The sequence below is a fragment of the Cryobacterium sp. TMS1-20-1 genome (assembly GCF_004402355.1).
Classification (GTDB): domain Bacteria; phylum Actinomycetota; class Actinomycetes; order Actinomycetales; family Microbacteriaceae; genus Cryobacterium; species Cryobacterium levicorallinum.
Genome location: NZ_SOGF01000024.1, coordinates 1 through 16,946 on the forward strand (window position 1 = coordinate 1; position 16,946 = coordinate 16,946).

Consider the following 16,946-nt stretch of genomic DNA (forward strand, 5'->3'; position numbering starts at 1 on the left):
ATCACCAGCTTCACGGCTTCGTCTTTGTACTCAGGAGTGAACTCCCGACGTGTGTTTCCCATGTGAACATTCTCTCTTGTGAGGTGTCCAGTCAACGGGGGCAGGGCCATTCGGGACACCGGGGCGTGAAGCTCCTGCGCGAGGCGCTGATTTGGATTCGACCGGGCGTCGACTCACCCCGCGAGACCGACCTGCGGCTGCTGATCGTGCGGTCCGGCCTGCCCGAGCCCGAGGTCAATGGCCTGATTCTGGGCCGCACCGGAGTGAAACTTGCCACCGGGGACCTGGTCTTTCGCCGGTACCGTGTTCTGCTCGAGTACGACGGCGGGCAGCATCGCACCGACGAGAACCAGTACCACTGGGACGTTGACCGCCTCGACGCGCTCATGGAGGAGACCTGGCGGGTCATCCGCATCAACAAATCCCACCTCCGCAATCCGCCCGAGGTGATCCGCAGGGTGACGGTGGCGCTCATGGCCGGCGGCTGGCGGCCGTAAGCCGAGAGCGCAAAAAGTGCCCGATTGAGAGGTCCAATCGGGCACTTTTTGCGCTCTCGCGAGGAAGGCGAGTCGCTATTCGCGGCCGGCGGAGACCCACTGGGGGTTGAATGACCGGCCGGCGACGACGCGGTCGGCGAGCACGTCCAGGCGCTCGACGTGCGCAGCATCGAGACGGATGCCCGCGGCCGCCAGGTTCTCATCCACGCGCTCAATAAACCTCGAGCCGGGGATGGGCGACACGTCAACCCCGAGAGCGCGACCCTTGTCATAAATCCACGCGAGCGCCACCTGAGCCGGTGAGACCCCGGCCTCACGAGCCACCGCCAGCACCTCGTCGAGCACCGGCTGGTTGGCGGCGAGAGCCTCAGGGGCGAACCGGGGAAACTTGTGGCGACCGTCGCCGTCGGTGAGCGAGGCACGGTCGAAGAGTCCGGTGAGCCATTGGCGCCCGAGCGGCGAGTACGGAACGAACCCGACTCCCAGCTCGATCGCCGTCGGAATAACGTGCCGCTCGACGTCCCGGCTGATAATGCTCCACTCAGACTGCACCGCAGCGATCGGGTGCACGGCCACCGCGCGCCGCAGCTCATCACCGGTCGGTTCGGACAAGCCGATGTGGCGAATCTTTCCCGCCTGAACCAGCTCGGCTAGTGCACCGACGGTTTCTTCGATCGGCACTTCGGGGTCGACCCGATGCTGGTAATAGAGGTCGAGGTGGTCGGTGCCGAGGCGGGCGAGACTCAGGTCGATCTGCTCGAACACGTAGGCACGGTCACCGCGGATGCCGCGCGCTCCGATGCCGCCACCAGAGAGGATGCCGAACTTGCTCGCCAGCTGAACCTCATCGCGCCGGGTAGCGATCAAGCGTGCGATGGTCTGCTCGCTCAACCCATTGCCGTAGACGTTGGCCGTGTCGATGAAGGTGAGGCCGGAGTCAACAGCATGCGTCACCGTGCGCAGGGCGTCATCGGGGTCGATGGGTCCGTAGACCGGAGTGAGCGACATGCCTCCGTAGCCCTGCAGGCTGACCGTGAGGCCGTCGCCCAGTGTGACTGCGGTCAGGGTGGCGGGAGTTGTACTCATTTGGTCAGGATAGCGGCGTGGCGACACGATGCCACGCGTATTACGTCACGCGAGAGCGCAAAAAGTGCCCGATTGGACCTCTCAATCGGGCACTTTTTGCGCTTTCGCGTGAGGGACTAAAGGAAGGGCTCGTCGATGAGGGTTTCGGCTCGCTCCCAGAGACGCGCCGCCACGGCACGGTCGCGGGAGGTGCGGGTGGCGGGCTGGCGCACGGGGCGGCCACGGGTGAGCAGGCGCGGGCCGAAGTAGTCGCCACCGTGGGCATCCGGGTCGATTGCAGCACGCACGGTCGACCAGGCGCCGTGGTGCTTGCCCTGCGCGCCGACCACGGTTTGCGCACCGTCGATCACCCGTTTGATCCGCGAGACGCTGTTGACACCGGGAATGGTCGGAGTCAGCCCCGAAATGGAATATCCCGGATGTGCAACCAGGGATTGCACCATGCCGGCGCCGGTCGCCCGCAGCCTCCGGTCGAGTTCGAATCCGAACACCTGCATGGCGATCTTGGATTGCGCGTACGCCTTCCACCCGTTGTACGTGGTGGCGAGCTGCAGATCATCGAGGGACGAGTCCATCAGTCGGGAAATCAGCGACCCGAGCGACACGACCCGGCTGCCGGGCGTGCGGCGCAAGGCCGTAAGGGTGCCGGCGGTGAGCGCGAAGTGGCCCAGAAAGTTCGTCGCGAAGATGAGCTCGTTGCCGTCGAGGCTCACCTGCCGGTCGGCAGACGGGTGCACGATTCCGGCGTTCAGAATCAGACCGTCGAGACGCGGCAGAGCACGCAGGGTCTCGCTGACCTCGCGCACCGACTGCAGGTCTGATACATCCAGCTGCAGCACAGAAACGGATGCCCCGGGCGCGCGATCGCGGATGGCCGCCGCGGCGGCATCCGCTTTCAGGGTGTTGCGGCAGGCCAGAATGACGTGCGCGCCAGCCCCAGCGAGTTGCTCACTGGTGAAATAGCCCAGGCCCGCGTTGGCGCCGGTGACCACGAAGGTCTTGCCGCTCTGGTCGGGGAGGGAGCGCGGATCCCAGGTCACGTTGCTGACCACACGGTTCCCACAGCGCGGCGCCGAACGATCACGACGCCCGGATCGGTGCATGCGCGGTCGGCGGGTGCGGCACCGGGTGCGTCGCAGCGGGCACAGCGGGCACAGCAGTCTTAGCGGGCACAGCGGGCACAGCAGCCGCAGCAGTCGCAGCGGGCACAGCGGGCACAGCGGGCACAGCAGTCTTAGCAGTCACAGTCGCCGACCCAGCCGGAAGCCCGGCCGCAGCCCCAGCGGCGCGTCCCACCACGACCGGCTCGCCGCCGGCGATCTTCACGTGGTGGTGGATCACCTCGGCGATGATGAAATTGAGGAACTTCTCGGCGAAGGCCGGGTCGAGGTGCGCTTCTTCGGCGAGCCCGCGCAGGCGATCGATCTGCATGAGTTCACGCGCCGGGTCGGCGGCCGGCAACCCGTGGGTGGCCTTCAGACGCCCGACCTGCTGGGTGAATTTGAACCGCTCGGCCAGCAGATGAATGAGCGCGGCGTCGATATTATCGATGCTCTCGCGAATGCTGTGCAGCTGGTCGATCGCAGCCGCGTCGGCTTCTGGGGGTAGTTCCTCGTGTACGGCCATGGTTTTACGATAATGCATGCTGCCCGCGTCAAACGGATGCCGCCGCCTCCCGGCCCCGCACCCCAAACCACCCGAGCCGCAACCGTTTCTGCGTGAGCAGGATGCCCATGAGCACCAGCAGCGCCCCGGTCGGTTCGTGCCAGGAGAACGTTTCGGTCAGCACGAGCACCCCGAGAATAACGCCGACGACGGGTGTCACGTAGGTCACCGTGGACGCGTTGGTCGGGCCCCGCGCGCGCAGCACGTTGATGTTCCAGATGTAGGTGACTCCGGTGCCGAGGGCACCCAAAGCCAGCAGACACAGCACGATCGGCAGCGTCAATTGCACCGGGCTCCAGGCCAGCACGGGAGTCAGCAGCAACATAATGCCGCCGCCGATGCCGATATTGAGAAAGGCGAAGGTGCTGCCGGCGATCGGCCGGCCGCTCAGGAAACGACGCGTGTAGCCATAGGTGAAGCCGTAGCTGACGGCCGCGCCGAGGCAGGCGAGCTGACCCCAGAAGTCGCCGGTGAGCGAGGAATATTGCCACGGGCCGATGATCACGACGACGCCGAAAATGCCGAGCATTACCCCGGCCACCTGGGCGCGCGCGAGCTTCTCCACCCGAAACGCCAGCGTCGCCAGGAGCGCCGTCATGATCGGAGTGACCGCGTTGTAGATGCTCGCCAGGCTCGACGAGACGTACTGTTCGGCCCAGGCGAAGAGCAGGTGCGGAATCACGCATCCGGTGATCGCAATGACCAGAAAGTGCAGCCAGACCACGCCTTCGCGCGGCAGCACCGGCCCGTTGTTCACCCGCGGCCGGTTCACGAGCACGATCAGGCCGAGGGTGAGTCCGCCGAGCACGAGTCTGGACCAAGCGACCTGACCGAAGCTGACCCCGTCGAGCGCGATCTTGATGAACAGAAAGCTGGAGCCCCAGATCAGCCCCATACCGAGAAATTGCAGGGTGACGAGGGTCTTGCTGGCGGCAGGCTGTGGGGGCACGGTCCGAGCCTATAGTGGGCGTCGGCGCACCAGCGCCCCGCCGAGCTCAACGTCTGAAAAGCGCCGAAGAATGGCAGCGGATGCCGCACCCGGCCGGCGGGAATTCCCGCCAATCGGGGATCAACCGCCGCACAATTCGGTGATTTTCAGCGCGCCGAGCACCTCGTGGAGGGCACGAACGCCCCCAGGCCACTACTGCGAGGTATCGGCCCCGGCATTTCGTTCCGCGTCAAAGCCGGCCGCCGCACGGGTCGAACCCGGCGCGGCTCCGGGCGCCGCCCCCGGCAGATCCGGCGCGCTCCCGCCGTTCACGCTGCTGCGCACGCCGCTCTGCGGGCCACCGCCGCTGATCGTGCCGCCCGGCCCGGCCTTGCGCAGGCTCCGATAGGACACGAACCGGGACTCGAATGCGGAGAGGCGGGCCTCGAGTCCGGCGCGAACGGCCGGCCACTCATCGGCGAGGATCGAGTAGACCGCGCTGTCCCGCCAGGTGCCGTCGGCGCGGGGGCGATCCCGGCGGAGGATGCCCTCAAAGGTGGCTCCGATACCGAGGATGGCGGCGCGGGAACGCTCGTTGATGGCATCCGCTTGAATTTTGACCCGGCCGAAACCATTGTCGAAGGCGGTGCCGAGCACGAGCAGCTTGGTCTCCGCGTTGACGGCGGTGCCCCAGACGCGGGGGTCGTAGGCGGTCCAGCCGAGGTGAATCGACTCGTTGACGACATCGATGTCGCCGAGGGTCGTGGTGCCGACGACGTCGCCGTCGTGCGCGCCGCCGAGCAGGCGCACCACGTAGGGCAGACTCTCCCACTGAAAGTAGGTGTCGGCCCATTGGATAAACCCGTCCACGTCCCGGCGCAACGCTGCCGGGCCACCGCCGAAGCCGGCGGCGAACACCTCGGGGCGAGCGATGGCGCGGTGCAGGTCGGGCAGCACCGCGCTGCCGAGCGGTTGCAGCTGCACAAAACGACCGGTCAGGGTCACGGAATGGGGTCTCAGGGCGCTCACCCGCCCAGTGTGGCAGGTCAACCCCGAAACGGGTAGCGGCTTTAGTCGATCAGGTCGTGCCGCACCACGATGGCTTCACGGCCCGGGCCGACGCCGATCGCCGACATGCGCGATCCGCTCATGGCTTCGAGCGCGAGCACGTAGTTCTGCGCGGCTTGCGGCAGCTCCTCGAACGTGCGCACACCGGTGATGTCCTCGGTCCAACCGGGAAAGTTCTCGTAGATCGGCACGGCGTGGTGAAAGTCGCTCTGCGAGACGGGCACCTCGTCGACGCGCACGCCGTCGACCGAGTAGGCCACGCAGACCGGAATCTCGGCCAGGCCGGTGAGCACGTCGAGCTTGGTGAGCACGAAGTCGGTGACACCGTTGATGCGGGCGGTGTACCGGGCGATCGGGGCGTCGTACCAGCCGCAGCGACGCGGACGACCGGTCGTGGTGCCGAACTCGAAACCGTTGGCGCGCAGGTACTCGCCGGACTCGTCGAACAGCTCGGTCGGGAACGGCCCGCTGCCGACGCGGGTCGTGTAGGCCTTGACCACGGCGATGACGCGGTCGATGCGGTTGGGTGCGATACCGGAACCGGTCACCGCGCCGCCCGAGGTGGCGTTCGACGACGTGACGAAGGGGTAGGTGCCGTGGTCGACGTCGAGCATGGTGGCCTGGCCCCCCTCGAACAAGACGGTCTTGCCGGCCATCAGCGCCTGGTGCAGCAGCAACGCGGTGTCGGTGACCATCGGGCGCAGGCGTTCGGCGTAACCGAGCAGCTCGGTGACGATCTCCTCGGCCTCGATGGCGCGACGGTTGTACACCTTGACCAGCATGTGGTTTTTCTGGTCCAGGGCGCCCTCGACCTTCTGGCGCAAAATGTTCTCGTCGAACAGGTCCTGCACGCGGATGCCGACGCGGTTGATCTTGTCGGCGTACGCCGGGCCGATACCGCGCCCGGTGGTGCCGATCTGGCGTTTTCCGAGAAAACGCTCGGTGACCTTGTCGAGGGTGCGGTGGTACGCCGTGATGACGTGCGCGTTCAGGCTGACCTTGAGCCGGGAGACGTCGACACCGCGCTCCATCAGCGCGTCGAGCTCTTCGAACAGCACCTCGACGTCGACGACCACGCCGTTCGCGATGACCGGGGTCACTCCGGGGCTCAGGATGCCCGACGGCAGCAGGTGCAGCGCATACTTCTCATCACCGATGACAACGGTGTGTCCGGCGTTGTTGCCGCCGTTGAACTTGACGACATAGTCGACCCGGCTACCGAGCAGGTCGGTGGCCTTGCCCTTGCCCTCGTCGCCCCACTGGGCTCCGATGAGTACGATCGCGGGCATTTAGTCTTCTCCTCGAATAACGAAGGCTTCGGTCGGCGGCGCCGGGTCGAAGCCGGGGCTGCCGGTGTAACGGGCTCCGATGATGTCAATGGCGCTCGCATCGGCATCCGTCAAAAAAGCGGTGAGACGGATGACCTCGTCGGCCTCACCGATCTCTTCGGCACCGCGGCGCAGCGCGAACAGGGCGCGAAGCACCCCGCGGTTGGGTTCGTGGCGCCACGGAATGGGGCCGTGGCCGCGCCAGCCGGCCTTGCGCAGGGCGTCGAGTCCGCGGTGATAACCAACCCGAGCATAGGCGTACGACTCGAGCACACGGCCCTCGGAATGGGTGGCATCGGCCAGCTCAGCCCAGGCCAGCGGCGACGTCGGGTGCACCTGCACCACAGCGGCGATCTCGCTCCACGCGGTTCGGCGAAGGGCCTCGAGCACCTCCGGTTCCGCGGGAAGAAGGGTCTCGGGCTCTGAAATCAAATTGTCGCCGGTCACACTGAATCCTACCAAGACCGCAGGCCGCCGCTTTCGGTGCGCTGCCGCCCCTGTCTCGTGACCGCGCCCCATGTCTCGCGCCCGCCCGACATCGCGTGACCGCGCCCGATATCGGTGGGAGCTACGTACGGTTGCCGTAGCGAGCACCCACATCGGGCGCGCTCATGCACGCCAGACTGCTGAACGGATGGGCCAGGCTACGCTGGGCTCTGCTGCCGGGCGGCGACGCGCCAGCCACCGTTGACGAACAGATAGGTGGTCGACATGTTCAGTTCGGCCACCACCTCGCCGCGCCGGGCAATTGCTTTGTAGACGACGACACCGGCGTGCTCGCCGAGGCGAATGATGGCGGGTTCGTGAATGCCGTAGCTCTCCCACGGCGCCGCCTGATCAAAGTAGGCGGTGACCTGGTCGCGCGTGATGACAGCGCCCGGCACGATCATCAACCCGTCGTCGGTCATTTCGCGCTGGTAGTAGGCGCCGCCCGTACCGCCCAGAATGGCCTCCCATCCGGCGTTTTCTTCGTGCAGCAGGCGGGCGGGTAGATCGTCAGTGATCGCAGTCATACCGTCACGCTAGCCCCAAACCGTCACCGAATGAAGGAAAAATCAGAACCGGTGCTGAACCACCCAGGAATGCATGGTGACGGCCGCGGCGGCCGAGGCGTTGATCGAGCGAGTCGACCCGAACTGGCTGATTTCGACGACGGATTCCGCGGCGGCGATGGCCTGCTCCGACAGTCCGGGGCCCTCCTGGCCGAACAGAAGCACGCAGCGCTCTGGGAAGCTGAAGGTCTCGATGATGACGCTTCCTGGCACGTTGTCGATCGCGATCACCGGCAGCGCCTCTGCGGCACACCATTGCACGAACGCGGCGACATCCGTGTGGTGCAGCACGTGCTGGTACCGGTCGGTAACCATGGCACCGCGCTTGTTCCAGCGTTTGCGCCCGATAATGTGCACGGTGTCGGCGCCGAACGCGTTAGCGCTGCGCACGATCGAACCGATGTTCATGTCGTGCTGCCAGTTCTCAATCGCCACGTGAAACGGATGCCGGTGCTCATCCAGGTCAGCCACAATCGCGGCCATATTCCAGTAGCGATACCGGTCGATCACGTTGCGGGTGTCGCCGTGCTCGAGCAGCTCGGCGTCGTACCGGTCTTCGCTCGGCCACTCCCCCGGCCACGGGCCGACCCCGTAGGTGGAGCGTTCGGGGGAAGAGCTGTCGACGGCGAAGGTGGGGGCGGCTGGTTCGATCACTGCTTAACCGTAACCCGCCGGCCGAACCCAGATTCGGGCTTTCGGTGTGCCTAAATTTCGGCTAGGGTTTCGGCATGGCTAAAACGGATGCCCCCGCTCCCGATCGCGTGCTCGCCCAGGCTCCCACCACGGTCGCCTCCAGCCGCCTGCTGTGGCTGCTCGGACCGGCCCTCGTCGCCGGGGTCGCCTACCTCGACCCGGGCAATGTCGCGAGCAATATGACCGCCGGAGCCCGTTACGGCTATCTGCTGGTCTGGGTGGTCGTGGCCGGCAACGTGATGGCCTGGCTCATTCAGTACCTCTCGGCCAAGCTTGGGATCGTCACCGGGCAGAGCCTCCCCGAGATTCTCGGGGTGCGCATGAAACGGCCCACCGCGCGGCGGCTGTATTGGATTCAGGCCGAACTCGTCGCCATGGCCACCGACCTCGCCGAGATCATCGGCGGCGCGGTCGCCCTCAACCTGCTGTTCAACCTGCCGCTGATCTGGGGCGGCGTGATCACCGGAACCATCTCGATGATCGTGCTCATGGTGCACTCGCGGCGGGGACCGCGCATTTTCGAACGCGTCATCATCATGCTCATGCTCATTATCACCATCGGTTTCACGGCCGGCGTCTTCGTCTCCCCACCCGATGCCGGCGGCGTTCTCGACGGTCTGGTTCCGCGCTTCGAGGGCAGCAACTCGGTGCTGCTCGCCGCGTCCATTCTCGGCGCGACGATCATGCCGCACGCCATCTATGCGCACTCCTCGCTCACCCGCGACCGATTCCCGGAATGGCAGGGCGTGGTCGCGACCCGCCGCCTGCTCTGGGCCACGAAATGGGACGTCACGATCGCGATGGCCATCGCCGGAACGGTGAATCTGGCGATTCTGCTGCTCGCAGCATCCGCTTTGCAGGGTGTAGACGGAACCGACACGCTCGAGGGAGCCTATGCGGCACTCAAGGACACGCTTGGACCGATCGTCGCGACGCTGTTTGCGGTGGGACTGCTCGCATCGGGGCTCGCCTCAACCTCGGTCGGCGCCTATGCCGGGGCCGAGATTATGCACGGTCTGCTGCACGTGCGCATTCCGCTCTTGTTGCGACGGCTGGTCACGCTGATTCCGGCTCTGCTCATTCTGGGCGTCGGATTCGACCCCACCCAGGCGCTCGTGCTCAGCCAGGTGGTGCTCTCGTTCGGCATTCCGTTCGCGCTGATTCCGCTGGTCTGGCTGACGGCGCAGCGCGGCCTGCTCGGCACGTTCACCAACCGCTGGTTCACGACCGCCGCCGGTGTAGTGTGCGCGCTGGCGCTGGTCGCCCTCAACGTGCTGCTGCTCGTACTCGTCTTCACCGGAGCCTGAGTTCACCAGAGCGTGAGCGGTTACCCTTAAAGCGATATGACCTACACGACCGGCGCCGCCGAGGACTACCTCAAGACCATCTACGCCCACACTGAGTGGCAGAGCGACCTGATCACCCCGTCGGCGCTGGCCGTGCGACTGGGGGTGGCGCCGTCATCCGTGACCGAAATGGTGAAGAAGCTCGCCGCGAGCGGGCTCATCACCCACGTTCCGTACGGGCCGCTGGCGCTGACGGATGCCGGCCGGCTGCGCGCGACCGCGGTCGTGCGCCGGCACCGCCTGATCGAGGCCTGGCTGGTCGGCGAAATGGGCTACGACTGGGACCAGGTGCACGACGAGGCTGAGATTCTTGAGCACTCCATCTCGGATCGGCTGCTCGAAGCGATCAACGCCCGGCTCGGATTTCCGACGCACGATCCGCACGGCGATGCGATTCCGGCCGCCGACGGCTCGGTCGTGCGCGAGCCGTCCGTGCTGCTGGCCGAGGCCGCGGTCGGGCACGCCGGAGTCGTGCTGCGCATCAGCGACCGCGACCCCGCAGTGCTGCGCGAGCTCGCCGTGGATCTGATCGGACCAGGCACCGCGTTCACGCTCGCGGCGCCGTTGACCATTGTGTTAGCGGATGGCCAGAGCCGGCTGGTCACGCCGGCGGCTGCGGCGTCGATCTGGGTCACCGCCTGAGGCGCTGGCCAGCTTTCGGCAGTTTCGGCCGTCGTGCCGGCACGGGCGATTTCGGGTGGGGCCGCAGCATCCGCTTCATTGCCTCAGATGTAACCGAGGCGAAACCTCGCGCAGCTAGGCTGAGAGTCGACATGAAGGAGCGCCCGATGGCACGACGCGACGAAATCGAATGCTGGCTCACCGACATGGACGGTGTGCTCGTGCACGAGAATGAGGCCCTCCCCGGGGCCTCCGAACTGCTGCAGCAGTGGACGGATTCTGGCACCCCGTTTCTGGTGCTCACCAATAACTCCATTTTCACGCCGCGTGACCTGAGCGCCCGGCTGCGTTCGAGCGGGCTGAACGTGCCGGAGGACCGCATCTGGACCTCGGCGCTCGCGACGGCAGACTTTCTTAAATCGCAGATGCCTGGTGGCACGGCGTTCGTGATCGGCGAGGCCGGAATCACCACTGCCCTGCACGAGGCCGGCTTTATAATGACCGAAACCGCTCCCGACTATGTCGTGGTTGGTGAGACGCGCAACTATTCGTTCGAGGCCATCACCAAGGCGATTCGGCTAATTCTGGGCGGCGCACGGTTCATCGCGACGAATCCGGATGCCACCGGACCGAGCAAAGACGGCCCGATGCCAGCGACCGGGGCAATTGCGGCGCTTATCACCAAGGCCACCGGCATGGAACCCTATGTCGTCGGCAAGCCCAACCCCATGATGTTCCGTTCCGCGATGAACAAGATCGGCGCGCACTCCGAGAACACCGGCATGATCGGAGACCGCATGGACACCGACATCGTCGCCGGCATCGAGGCCGGGCTGCACACGATTCTCGTAATGACCGGCATCAGCGACGAGGCCGAGATCAACCGCTACCCGTTTCGGCCAGACGAGATCGTGGCCGGGGTGCACGAGCTGCTCGTGACCGAACTGATCGAGAGCGACGAGCTCTAGCCCACCTCTCCCCAGACGGGTGATCAAGCGGATGCTCCCCATCTTCCGGGCTACAGGCGGGAGCAGCCCTCGCCCGCTCTGAGAAGGCTCCTGGAACAGGTGAAAAAATCCGGTGCAAATCACAACGTCGAGTTCGCCACCATCGCCGACCTGGCTCGCACCCACAAGCGGCTACTGCAAGACAGCTACTACGCCGGCGATTCTCTGCGGCTAACTCAAGTGTCGGTGCTCAGCGGCCTCGACATTCACGCCGTGCCCTAAAAGTTCGTCAAGAAATGGTCGGGCGTGCGCAGGCGCAACTCAAGCCCGGCTAGCGCGAAGGTTCGTGGGCACTGCGACTGGCAAAAACGCCTCTTCGTGGCATGGCAGCAACGTCGGGTCTGTCCCAGTAACCTGACAAACGTCTTTGCTATGGCCAGTTTTTCGCCTAGAAAACGGGAGCAAATCTCGGCTAATATGTGAGCATGCAAACCGTGTCGGTCAGTGAAGCGAAAGACAAACTCTCTGCGCTCGTCGAAAGCGTCGAAGCAACCCATGACGCTGTCGTCATCACACGCCACGGCAAACCGGCTGCCATTCTGCTGTCGCCGGATGACTTCGAGTCGCTCACAGAAACGCTGAGCTGGCTGGCCGACCCCCATCACCACGCCGAAGTCGCCGAAGCGGAAGCCGACATCGCGGCAGGCCGCACTCTCAGCCTTGACGAAGTGCGCGCCCAGTTGGCACGCCGATAGTGACCGCCCCAGGGCCCTTCGATGTGCGGCTGACCGGCCCCGCTGTGCGCGCCCTCGGTCGACTACCGCCCAAGCTGGCCGATGCTGTACTCCGATTCTGCGACGGCCCCCTGGCGGATAACCCGTTGCGAGTGACCAAGCCGCTCGGCGCCGAACTCGCCGACATGCGCAGCGGCTACGTCGGCATTGCCTATCGCGTTCTCGTCAGAATCGACGAAGAGACCCGAATCGTCCACGTACTCCGCATCGCGCACCGTGCCGACGTGTACGGCATCCGCTCGTAGCCACGCTCCGCGCCGCGCTAATCTAGACCCCGGGGCCGGCTCCCATGATGCTCATGCTAATCGGCTCAGCCGAGGCCCGGCTGGCGAAGCAGTAGAAGTTGCGTGGACCGTCGGTCCACTGGTCTTCGGTGATCGGATAGCTGCCCTGCATCTGCAGGTTCGGGTAGGCGCCGGCGGCGTTCAGGTCCAGAATTCCGGGGCTCGTGCACAGCAGGTTGATCTGCGCGGCCAGTGCGGCTTCGCCTGGAAAGACCGTGGTTGCGTCGCCGCCGAAGTCGCCTCGGAACACCAGCTGCCCCGTATGCGAAGCTGCGCAATCGACGACCGTGAAGTCTTCTTCCCACGGCGAGACGTAGGGTTCGAGGCATTCCCCGCCGAACAGGGTGTTCCACTCGTGCACGCCGGCCGGCTGTACCGCGGCAATCTCCGGCGTCGGAGTCGGCGTGGGAGTTGGTGTCGGTGTGGGCGAAGCGGATTGAGTGGGCGCCGCCACCGGAACCGGGCTCGCAACGAGCCGTTGGCCCAGATAGAACAGTCCAGCGAGAACGATGGCCGCGAGCAGTCCGACGGCGGTCCAGACCAGGCCGGCCTGGCGGGCACCGCCGGTACCCCGCCGGGAGCGGTGGCGGCTCGGCGGCTCGGTAGCTGTCGGCGCCGCGATCGGGATCGCGGCGCCGGCGATGACGGTCGTGGCGGCCGCAGCACCGCTGGCCGCAGACTCGGTGGCACCGAACGTGCCCGGTGCGGTCAGCAGCTCGGTCGGCTGATCGCCGACGTCCTCACCGGGCTGAGAGCGGATGCTCGCCGCCGGGCCCTGCGGACCAGCATCCGTTTCAGAACTGGGCAGGTCGACGGTCGCTGCGGGGACTTCGGGGGCGACGGGCGCCGGCTCGACGGCGGCAACCGGTTCGGCCTGTGCCTCAGCGGCGCGGTGGCCTCTTCGCCCGAGCTCGTCCGAAATGGGTGTGACCGGAACAATGGGAGCGGCGGCATCCGCATCGTCAGCATCGGACGCCGCCAGCGAATCGGCACCGGATTCCGCACCCGACGCGCCGACGGGCGTGCCGAGCTGCGACGCGAGCCAGTCGATTCCGAGCTCGTCGTCGTCTGGCGCCACTAGTTCAGCCCCAGGTCCTCAAGGGAGATCGCGGCGAAATAGGAGTAGCCGGCGGCTTCAATCACTTCACGGGCACCGGTGTTGCGGTCGACCACCACGGCGACGCCAGCGATCTCAGCGCCGATCTTGAGCAGGGCTTCGATGGCGGCGAGGGGCGACCCGCCGGTCGTCGAGGTGTCTTCGAGCACGATCACGCGCTTGCCGGCGAGTTCGGGGCCTTCGACCTGGCGGCCCCGTCCGTGGTCCTTCGGCTCCTTGCGCACGACGAATGCGTCGTAGTTGGCGCCACGGGCCACGCCCTGGTGCATGACGGCGGCGGCGATCGGGTCGGCGCCCATGGTCATGCCGCCGACGGCGACGACGTCGGGAACGTCCTGAATCAGGTCGAGCATGACCTGCCCGATGAGCGGGGCGACCCGATGGTCAAGGCTCACCCGGCGCATGTCCACGTAGTACGTAGCCTTCTTGCCGCTCGTGAGAACGAAGTCGCCGTGAAAAACGGCCTCGGCCGAGATGAAGTCGATGAGTTTCTGCCGCGTATCAGTCACGCTCGCCAGTTTAGAGCATGGCTCACAGCCCCCAAGAGACAAGGCGGGGCGGGATTTCCTGCGGGGTTGCGAGTTTTGATCGAGGAGCAGGTGACCCTGCCACCGCCGATCCCCATGAAGGAGTTCACAAGCGCAGCCAGTGAGGACGCAGATGGCTCGGTTTCGAAATCGGCCCTGCGAGGGGCGGATGCTCGCGCCAACCCCTCAACCTCACGCGAGAGCGGTAAGTGAAAAGACGAGGCGGTGGGAGTTAGAAGGCGCGCACGAGATTACGACGCTCGATCTGACGGTAGCCATCGCGGCGAACCTCAACGACGAGGGCGGCGATGGAGACAACGGCAACGGACAGGAGTGCGATGAGGATGAACACGAGGTGCCTTTCAGAGGAGATGGAGTGGCCCGGCACGGAGGCGACATTGCTCGTGTATGACTCTTTTAGTAGACCACCAGCAACCGTGCAGCACAATCGCTTTATGTTGCATGAACTGTTTAGGCTAACTACATGGACGTGCAACGACTCGAACTACTCCGCGAACTCGCCGACCGCGGCAGCGTCACAGCGGTCGCCCTGGCCACCCACCGCACCCCCTCGGCGGTCTCCCAACAGCTCAAGGTGCTCGAACGCGAAGCCGGTCTGCCGCTCACCCAGCGTCAGGGTCGCGGCCTCGTGCTCACCGACGCCGGCCGTGCCCTCGCCCGCAGCGCAACGGATGTCGCGGTGTCACTCGCGAAGGCGACCGCCCTCTGGGACGAATTTCGGAACCTCGCCACCGGCGAAGTCAGCCTCGTCACCTTTCCCACCGCCGGCCAGATGCTGCTGCCCGGCGTGATCAAGCACCTGAGGCCCGGCCTCGTGCTCAATTGCGCCGACGAAGACCCCGAACTGAGCGACTTTCCCGCGTTCACAGCAGAGTACGACATCGTGCTGGCCCACTCGATGAGTGGGCAGCTTTCCTGGGCCGGCCGCGGCCTGAAAGTGGTGCCGCTGATGACCGAGCCGCTGGATGTGGGGCTGCCGGTGGGGCATCCGCTTGCCGATCGCGCCTGGGTGCGTCCGAGCGACCTGATCGGCGAGACCTGGATCGGCGTGACCGACGGGTATCCGTTCGAGCGCATTCTGCACGCGATCGAGCAGGAGGCGGGCGCGCGGCTGTCGATGTCACAGCGGTTCGCCGACCTCGCCCTGATCGAATCGTTCGTGATCGCCGGGCTCGGCATCGCGCTGGTGCCGCGTTACACCTCCGGCGGCGGCCAGCCCGGCCGCCTCGTGCTGAAGCCCCTGCGCGGAATCGAATCCGAGCGCCAAATCGTGGCCCTCATGCGCCCCGACCGGGCCGAGCGCCTGGCCGTGCGCACCGTAATAGAAGCCCTGCAATCCGAAGCCGCAAGGGTGCAGCAGTCCCACACCGCCCACTAGGCCGCCGAGAGCGCAAAAAGTGCCCGATTGGAGGTTCCAATCGGGCACTTTTTGCGCTCTCGCGGGGAGGAACTAGTGGTTCTGGGGGAAGCCGAGGTTGATGCCGCCGTGGCTCGGGTCGAGCCAGCGGCTCGTTACGGCCTTCTCTCGGGTGAAGAAGTTGACTCCGGCGGGGCCGTAGGCCTTCGCGTCGCCGAACAGTGAGTTCTTCCAGCCGCCGAAGGAGTGGTACGCCACCGGAACCGGAATCGGCACGTTGATGCCGACCATGCCGACCTGCACCTCGTTCTGGAACCGACGAGCGGCCCCGCCGTCATTGGTGAAGATCGCGGTGCCGTTGCCGTACTGGCTCGCGTTGATGAGGTCGAGGCCCTCCTGGTAGCTGGCGACGCGCACGATCGACAGGACCGGTCCGAAGATCTCGTCGAGGTACACGGCGGAGTCCACGCTGACCTTGTCGAACAGGGTCGGGCCGAGCCAGAAGCCGTCGGCGTCTCCATCAACCTCTATGTCGCGACCGTCGATGACGACGTCGGCACCGTCCGCCGTGGCGATGTCGATGTAGCCGGCGACCTTGTCGCGGTGCACCTTGGTGATCAGCGGGCCCATGTCGCAGCCGCGCGTGCCGTCACCGACCGTGAGGCCCTTGACGCGCTCGGCGATCTTCGCGATGAGCTCATCGGCGACGGGCTCGACGGCCACAATGACGCTGATGGCCATGCAGCGCTCACCGGCGGATCCGAACCCGGCGTTGACGCCGGCATCCGCTGCCAGGTCGAGGTCGGCATCCGGCAGCACGAGCATGTGGTTTTTGGCGCCACCGAGGGACTGCACGCGCTTGCCGTGCTTGGCGGCCTGCTCATAGATGTAGCGGGCGATCGGGGTGGAGCCGACGAAGGAGATCGCCTGCACGTCGGGGTGCACGAGCAGTGCGTCGACGGCTTCCTTGTCGCCGTGCACGACGTTGAGCACACCGGCGGGCAGGCCGGCCTCGGTGAACAGCTCGGCCAGCCAGTTCGACGCACTGGGGTCTTTCTCACTCGGCTTGAGCACGACGGTGTTGCCGGCCGCGATGGCGATCGGGAAGTACCAGAGCGGCACCATCGCCGGAAAGTTGAACGGGCTGATAATGCCGACCACGCCGAGCGGCTGGCGCAGCGTGTACACGTCGACGCCGGTCGAGACGTTCTCGGAGTACTCGCCCTTGGAGAGGTGCGGCATGCCGAGCGCGAATTCGACGACCTCGAGGCCGCGAATGATCTCACCGAGCGCATCGGAGGTGACCTTGCCGTGTTCGGCCGTGAGAATTTCGGCCAGGTCGCCCTTGCGTGCGTTGAGCAGTTCGCGGAAATTGAACATGATGGTCTGGCGGCGAGCCTGGCTCATGTCGCGCCAGGCCGGGTAGGCGGCCTGGGCGACCGCGACGGCAGCGTCGAGGTCGGCCGTGCTCGCGAGCAATACGTTCTTGGCGACTTTACCGGTGGCCGGGTTGTAAACCGGCGCGGTGCGGGTGGAGGTGCCGGCGGCAGCTGCGCCGTCGATGTAGTGCTGAATGGTGGGGGTGTCGGTCATGGTGAAACGTCCTTCAGGGTTG

Annotated in this window: 19 protein-coding genes and 1 pseudogene; 8 read left to right on the forward strand and 12 right to left on the reverse strand. The window is 66.1% G+C overall.

Annotation, left to right across the window (positions count from 1 at the left end):
* The first annotated feature begins 125 nt into the window (after window positions 1-125).
* Window positions 126-497 (forward strand): DUF559 domain-containing protein, encoded by a 372-nt coding sequence (locus E3O45_RS04900; RefSeq protein ID WP_166789401.1) that lies wholly within the window; start codon window positions 126-128, stop codon window positions 495-497.
* Between the two features lie 75 nt (window positions 498-572).
* On the opposite strand, the gene E3O45_RS04905 is transcribed toward E3O45_RS04900, so the two are convergent.
* The 9 genes and pseudogenes from E3O45_RS04905 to E3O45_RS04945 form a co-directional block, all read right to left on the reverse strand.
* Window positions 573-1,583, reverse strand: a complete 1,011-nt coding sequence (locus tag E3O45_RS04905; protein ID WP_134442195.1) for an aldo/keto reductase — start codon at window positions 1,581-1,583, stop codon at window positions 573-575.
* Between the two features lie 116 nt (window positions 1,584-1,699).
* Window positions 1,700-2,635 carry an SDR family NAD(P)-dependent oxidoreductase gene (locus E3O45_RS04910; RefSeq protein WP_241985229.1) on the reverse strand — a complete coding sequence of 312 codons (936 nt, stop codon included), beginning with the start codon at window positions 2,633-2,635 and terminating at the stop codon, window positions 1,700-1,702.
* A 262-nt stretch (window positions 2,636-2,897) separates the two neighbouring features.
* Window positions 2,898-3,209 (reverse strand): annotated as a pseudogene (locus tag E3O45_RS17765) (chorismate mutase); the annotation flags it as partial.
* 28 nt (window positions 3,210-3,237) lie between these two features.
* Window positions 3,238-4,197 (reverse strand): DMT family transporter, encoded by a 960-nt coding sequence (locus E3O45_RS04920; protein ID WP_370450309.1) that lies wholly within the window; start codon window positions 4,195-4,197, stop codon window positions 3,238-3,240.
* 192 nt (window positions 4,198-4,389) lie between these two features.
* On the reverse strand, window positions 4,390-5,205 hold the full coding sequence (locus E3O45_RS04925) for a GNAT family N-acetyltransferase (protein WP_134442196.1): 816 nt from the start codon (window positions 5,203-5,205) through the stop codon (window positions 4,390-4,392).
* 41 nt (window positions 5,206-5,246) lie between these two features.
* On the reverse strand, window positions 5,247-6,533 hold the full coding sequence (locus tag E3O45_RS04930; protein ID WP_134442198.1) for an adenylosuccinate synthase: 1,287 nt from the start codon (window positions 6,531-6,533) through the stop codon (window positions 5,247-5,249).
* The gene (locus tag E3O45_RS04935) at window positions 6,534-7,019 is read right to left on the reverse strand and encodes a DUF3151 domain-containing protein (RefSeq protein ID WP_092447899.1); all 486 of its coding nucleotides are present in this window, start codon (window positions 7,017-7,019) and stop codon (window positions 6,534-6,536) included.
* A 197-nt stretch (window positions 7,020-7,216) separates the two neighbouring features.
* Window positions 7,217-7,585 (reverse strand): nuclear transport factor 2 family protein, encoded by a 369-nt coding sequence (locus E3O45_RS04940; RefSeq protein ID WP_104135897.1) that lies wholly within the window; start codon window positions 7,583-7,585, stop codon window positions 7,217-7,219.
* Between the two features lie 42 nt (window positions 7,586-7,627).
* Window positions 7,628-8,275 carry an RNA methyltransferase gene (locus E3O45_RS04945; RefSeq protein WP_134442351.1) on the reverse strand — a complete coding sequence of 216 codons (648 nt, stop codon included), beginning with the start codon at window positions 8,273-8,275 and terminating at the stop codon, window positions 7,628-7,630.
* Window positions 8,276-8,352: 77 nt separating this feature from the next.
* Here E3O45_RS04945 and E3O45_RS04950 point away from each other — a divergent pair, with 77 nt between their 5' ends.
* The 6 genes from E3O45_RS04950 (at window position 8,353) to E3O45_RS04970 (ending at window position 12,270) form a co-directional block, all read left to right on the forward strand.
* The gene (locus tag E3O45_RS04950) at window positions 8,353-9,624 is read left to right on the forward strand and encodes an Nramp family divalent metal transporter (protein WP_134442201.1); all 1,272 of its coding nucleotides are present in this window, start codon (window positions 8,353-8,355) and stop codon (window positions 9,622-9,624) included.
* Window positions 9,625-9,660: 36 nt separating this feature from the next.
* Window positions 9,661-10,305, forward strand: a complete 645-nt coding sequence (locus E3O45_RS04955; protein ID WP_134442203.1) for a metal-dependent transcriptional regulator — start codon at window positions 9,661-9,663, stop codon at window positions 10,303-10,305.
* Between the two features lie 146 nt (window positions 10,306-10,451).
* On the forward strand, window positions 10,452-11,252 hold the full coding sequence (locus E3O45_RS04960) for an HAD-IIA family hydrolase (RefSeq protein ID WP_104131812.1): 801 nt from the start codon (window positions 10,452-10,454) through the stop codon (window positions 11,250-11,252).
* A 99-nt stretch (window positions 11,253-11,351) separates the two neighbouring features.
* Window positions 11,352-11,513, forward strand: a complete 162-nt coding sequence (locus tag E3O45_RS17475; protein WP_166789403.1) for a hypothetical protein — start codon at window positions 11,352-11,354, stop codon at window positions 11,511-11,513.
* A 203-nt stretch (window positions 11,514-11,716) separates the two neighbouring features.
* A complete protein-coding gene (locus E3O45_RS04965; RefSeq protein WP_134442205.1) occupies window positions 11,717-11,986 on the forward strand; it encodes a type II toxin-antitoxin system Phd/YefM family antitoxin in 270 nt (89 codons plus the stop codon).
* Window positions 11,986-12,270 (forward strand): type II toxin-antitoxin system RelE/ParE family toxin, encoded by a 285-nt coding sequence (locus E3O45_RS04970; RefSeq protein ID WP_198418217.1) that lies wholly within the window; start codon window positions 11,986-11,988, stop codon window positions 12,268-12,270. The genes E3O45_RS04965 and E3O45_RS04970 overlap by 1 nt, the downstream gene beginning before the upstream one ends.
* A 22-nt stretch (window positions 12,271-12,292) precedes the next feature.
* Here E3O45_RS04970 and E3O45_RS04975 read toward each other — a convergent pair whose 3' ends face one another.
* Together E3O45_RS04975 and pyrE are read right to left on the reverse strand one after the other, a co-directional pair.
* On the reverse strand, window positions 12,293-13,387 hold the full coding sequence (locus tag E3O45_RS04975; protein ID WP_134442206.1) for a hypothetical protein: 1,095 nt from the start codon (window positions 13,385-13,387) through the stop codon (window positions 12,293-12,295).
* Window positions 13,387-13,935, reverse strand: a complete 549-nt coding sequence (gene pyrE / locus E3O45_RS04980) for an orotate phosphoribosyltransferase (RefSeq protein WP_134442208.1) — start codon at window positions 13,933-13,935, stop codon at window positions 13,387-13,389. Before pyrE ends, E3O45_RS04975 begins: the two co-directional genes overlap by 1 nt.
* Before the next feature lie 502 nt (window positions 13,936-14,437).
* On the opposite strand from pyrE, the gene E3O45_RS04985 reads away from it, so the two are divergent.
* On the forward strand, window positions 14,438-15,352 hold the full coding sequence (locus E3O45_RS04985; RefSeq protein ID WP_134442210.1) for a LysR family transcriptional regulator: 915 nt from the start codon (window positions 14,438-14,440) through the stop codon (window positions 15,350-15,352).
* A 72-nt stretch (window positions 15,353-15,424) separates the two neighbouring features.
* Here the strand turns inward: E3O45_RS04985 and E3O45_RS04990 are convergent, their stop codons facing one another.
* Window positions 15,425-16,924, reverse strand: coding sequence for a CoA-acylating methylmalonate-semialdehyde dehydrogenase (locus E3O45_RS04990; RefSeq protein WP_134442212.1), 1,500 nt, complete (start codon window positions 16,922-16,924; stop codon window positions 15,425-15,427).
* Window positions 16,925-16,946 lie beyond the last annotated feature (22 nt).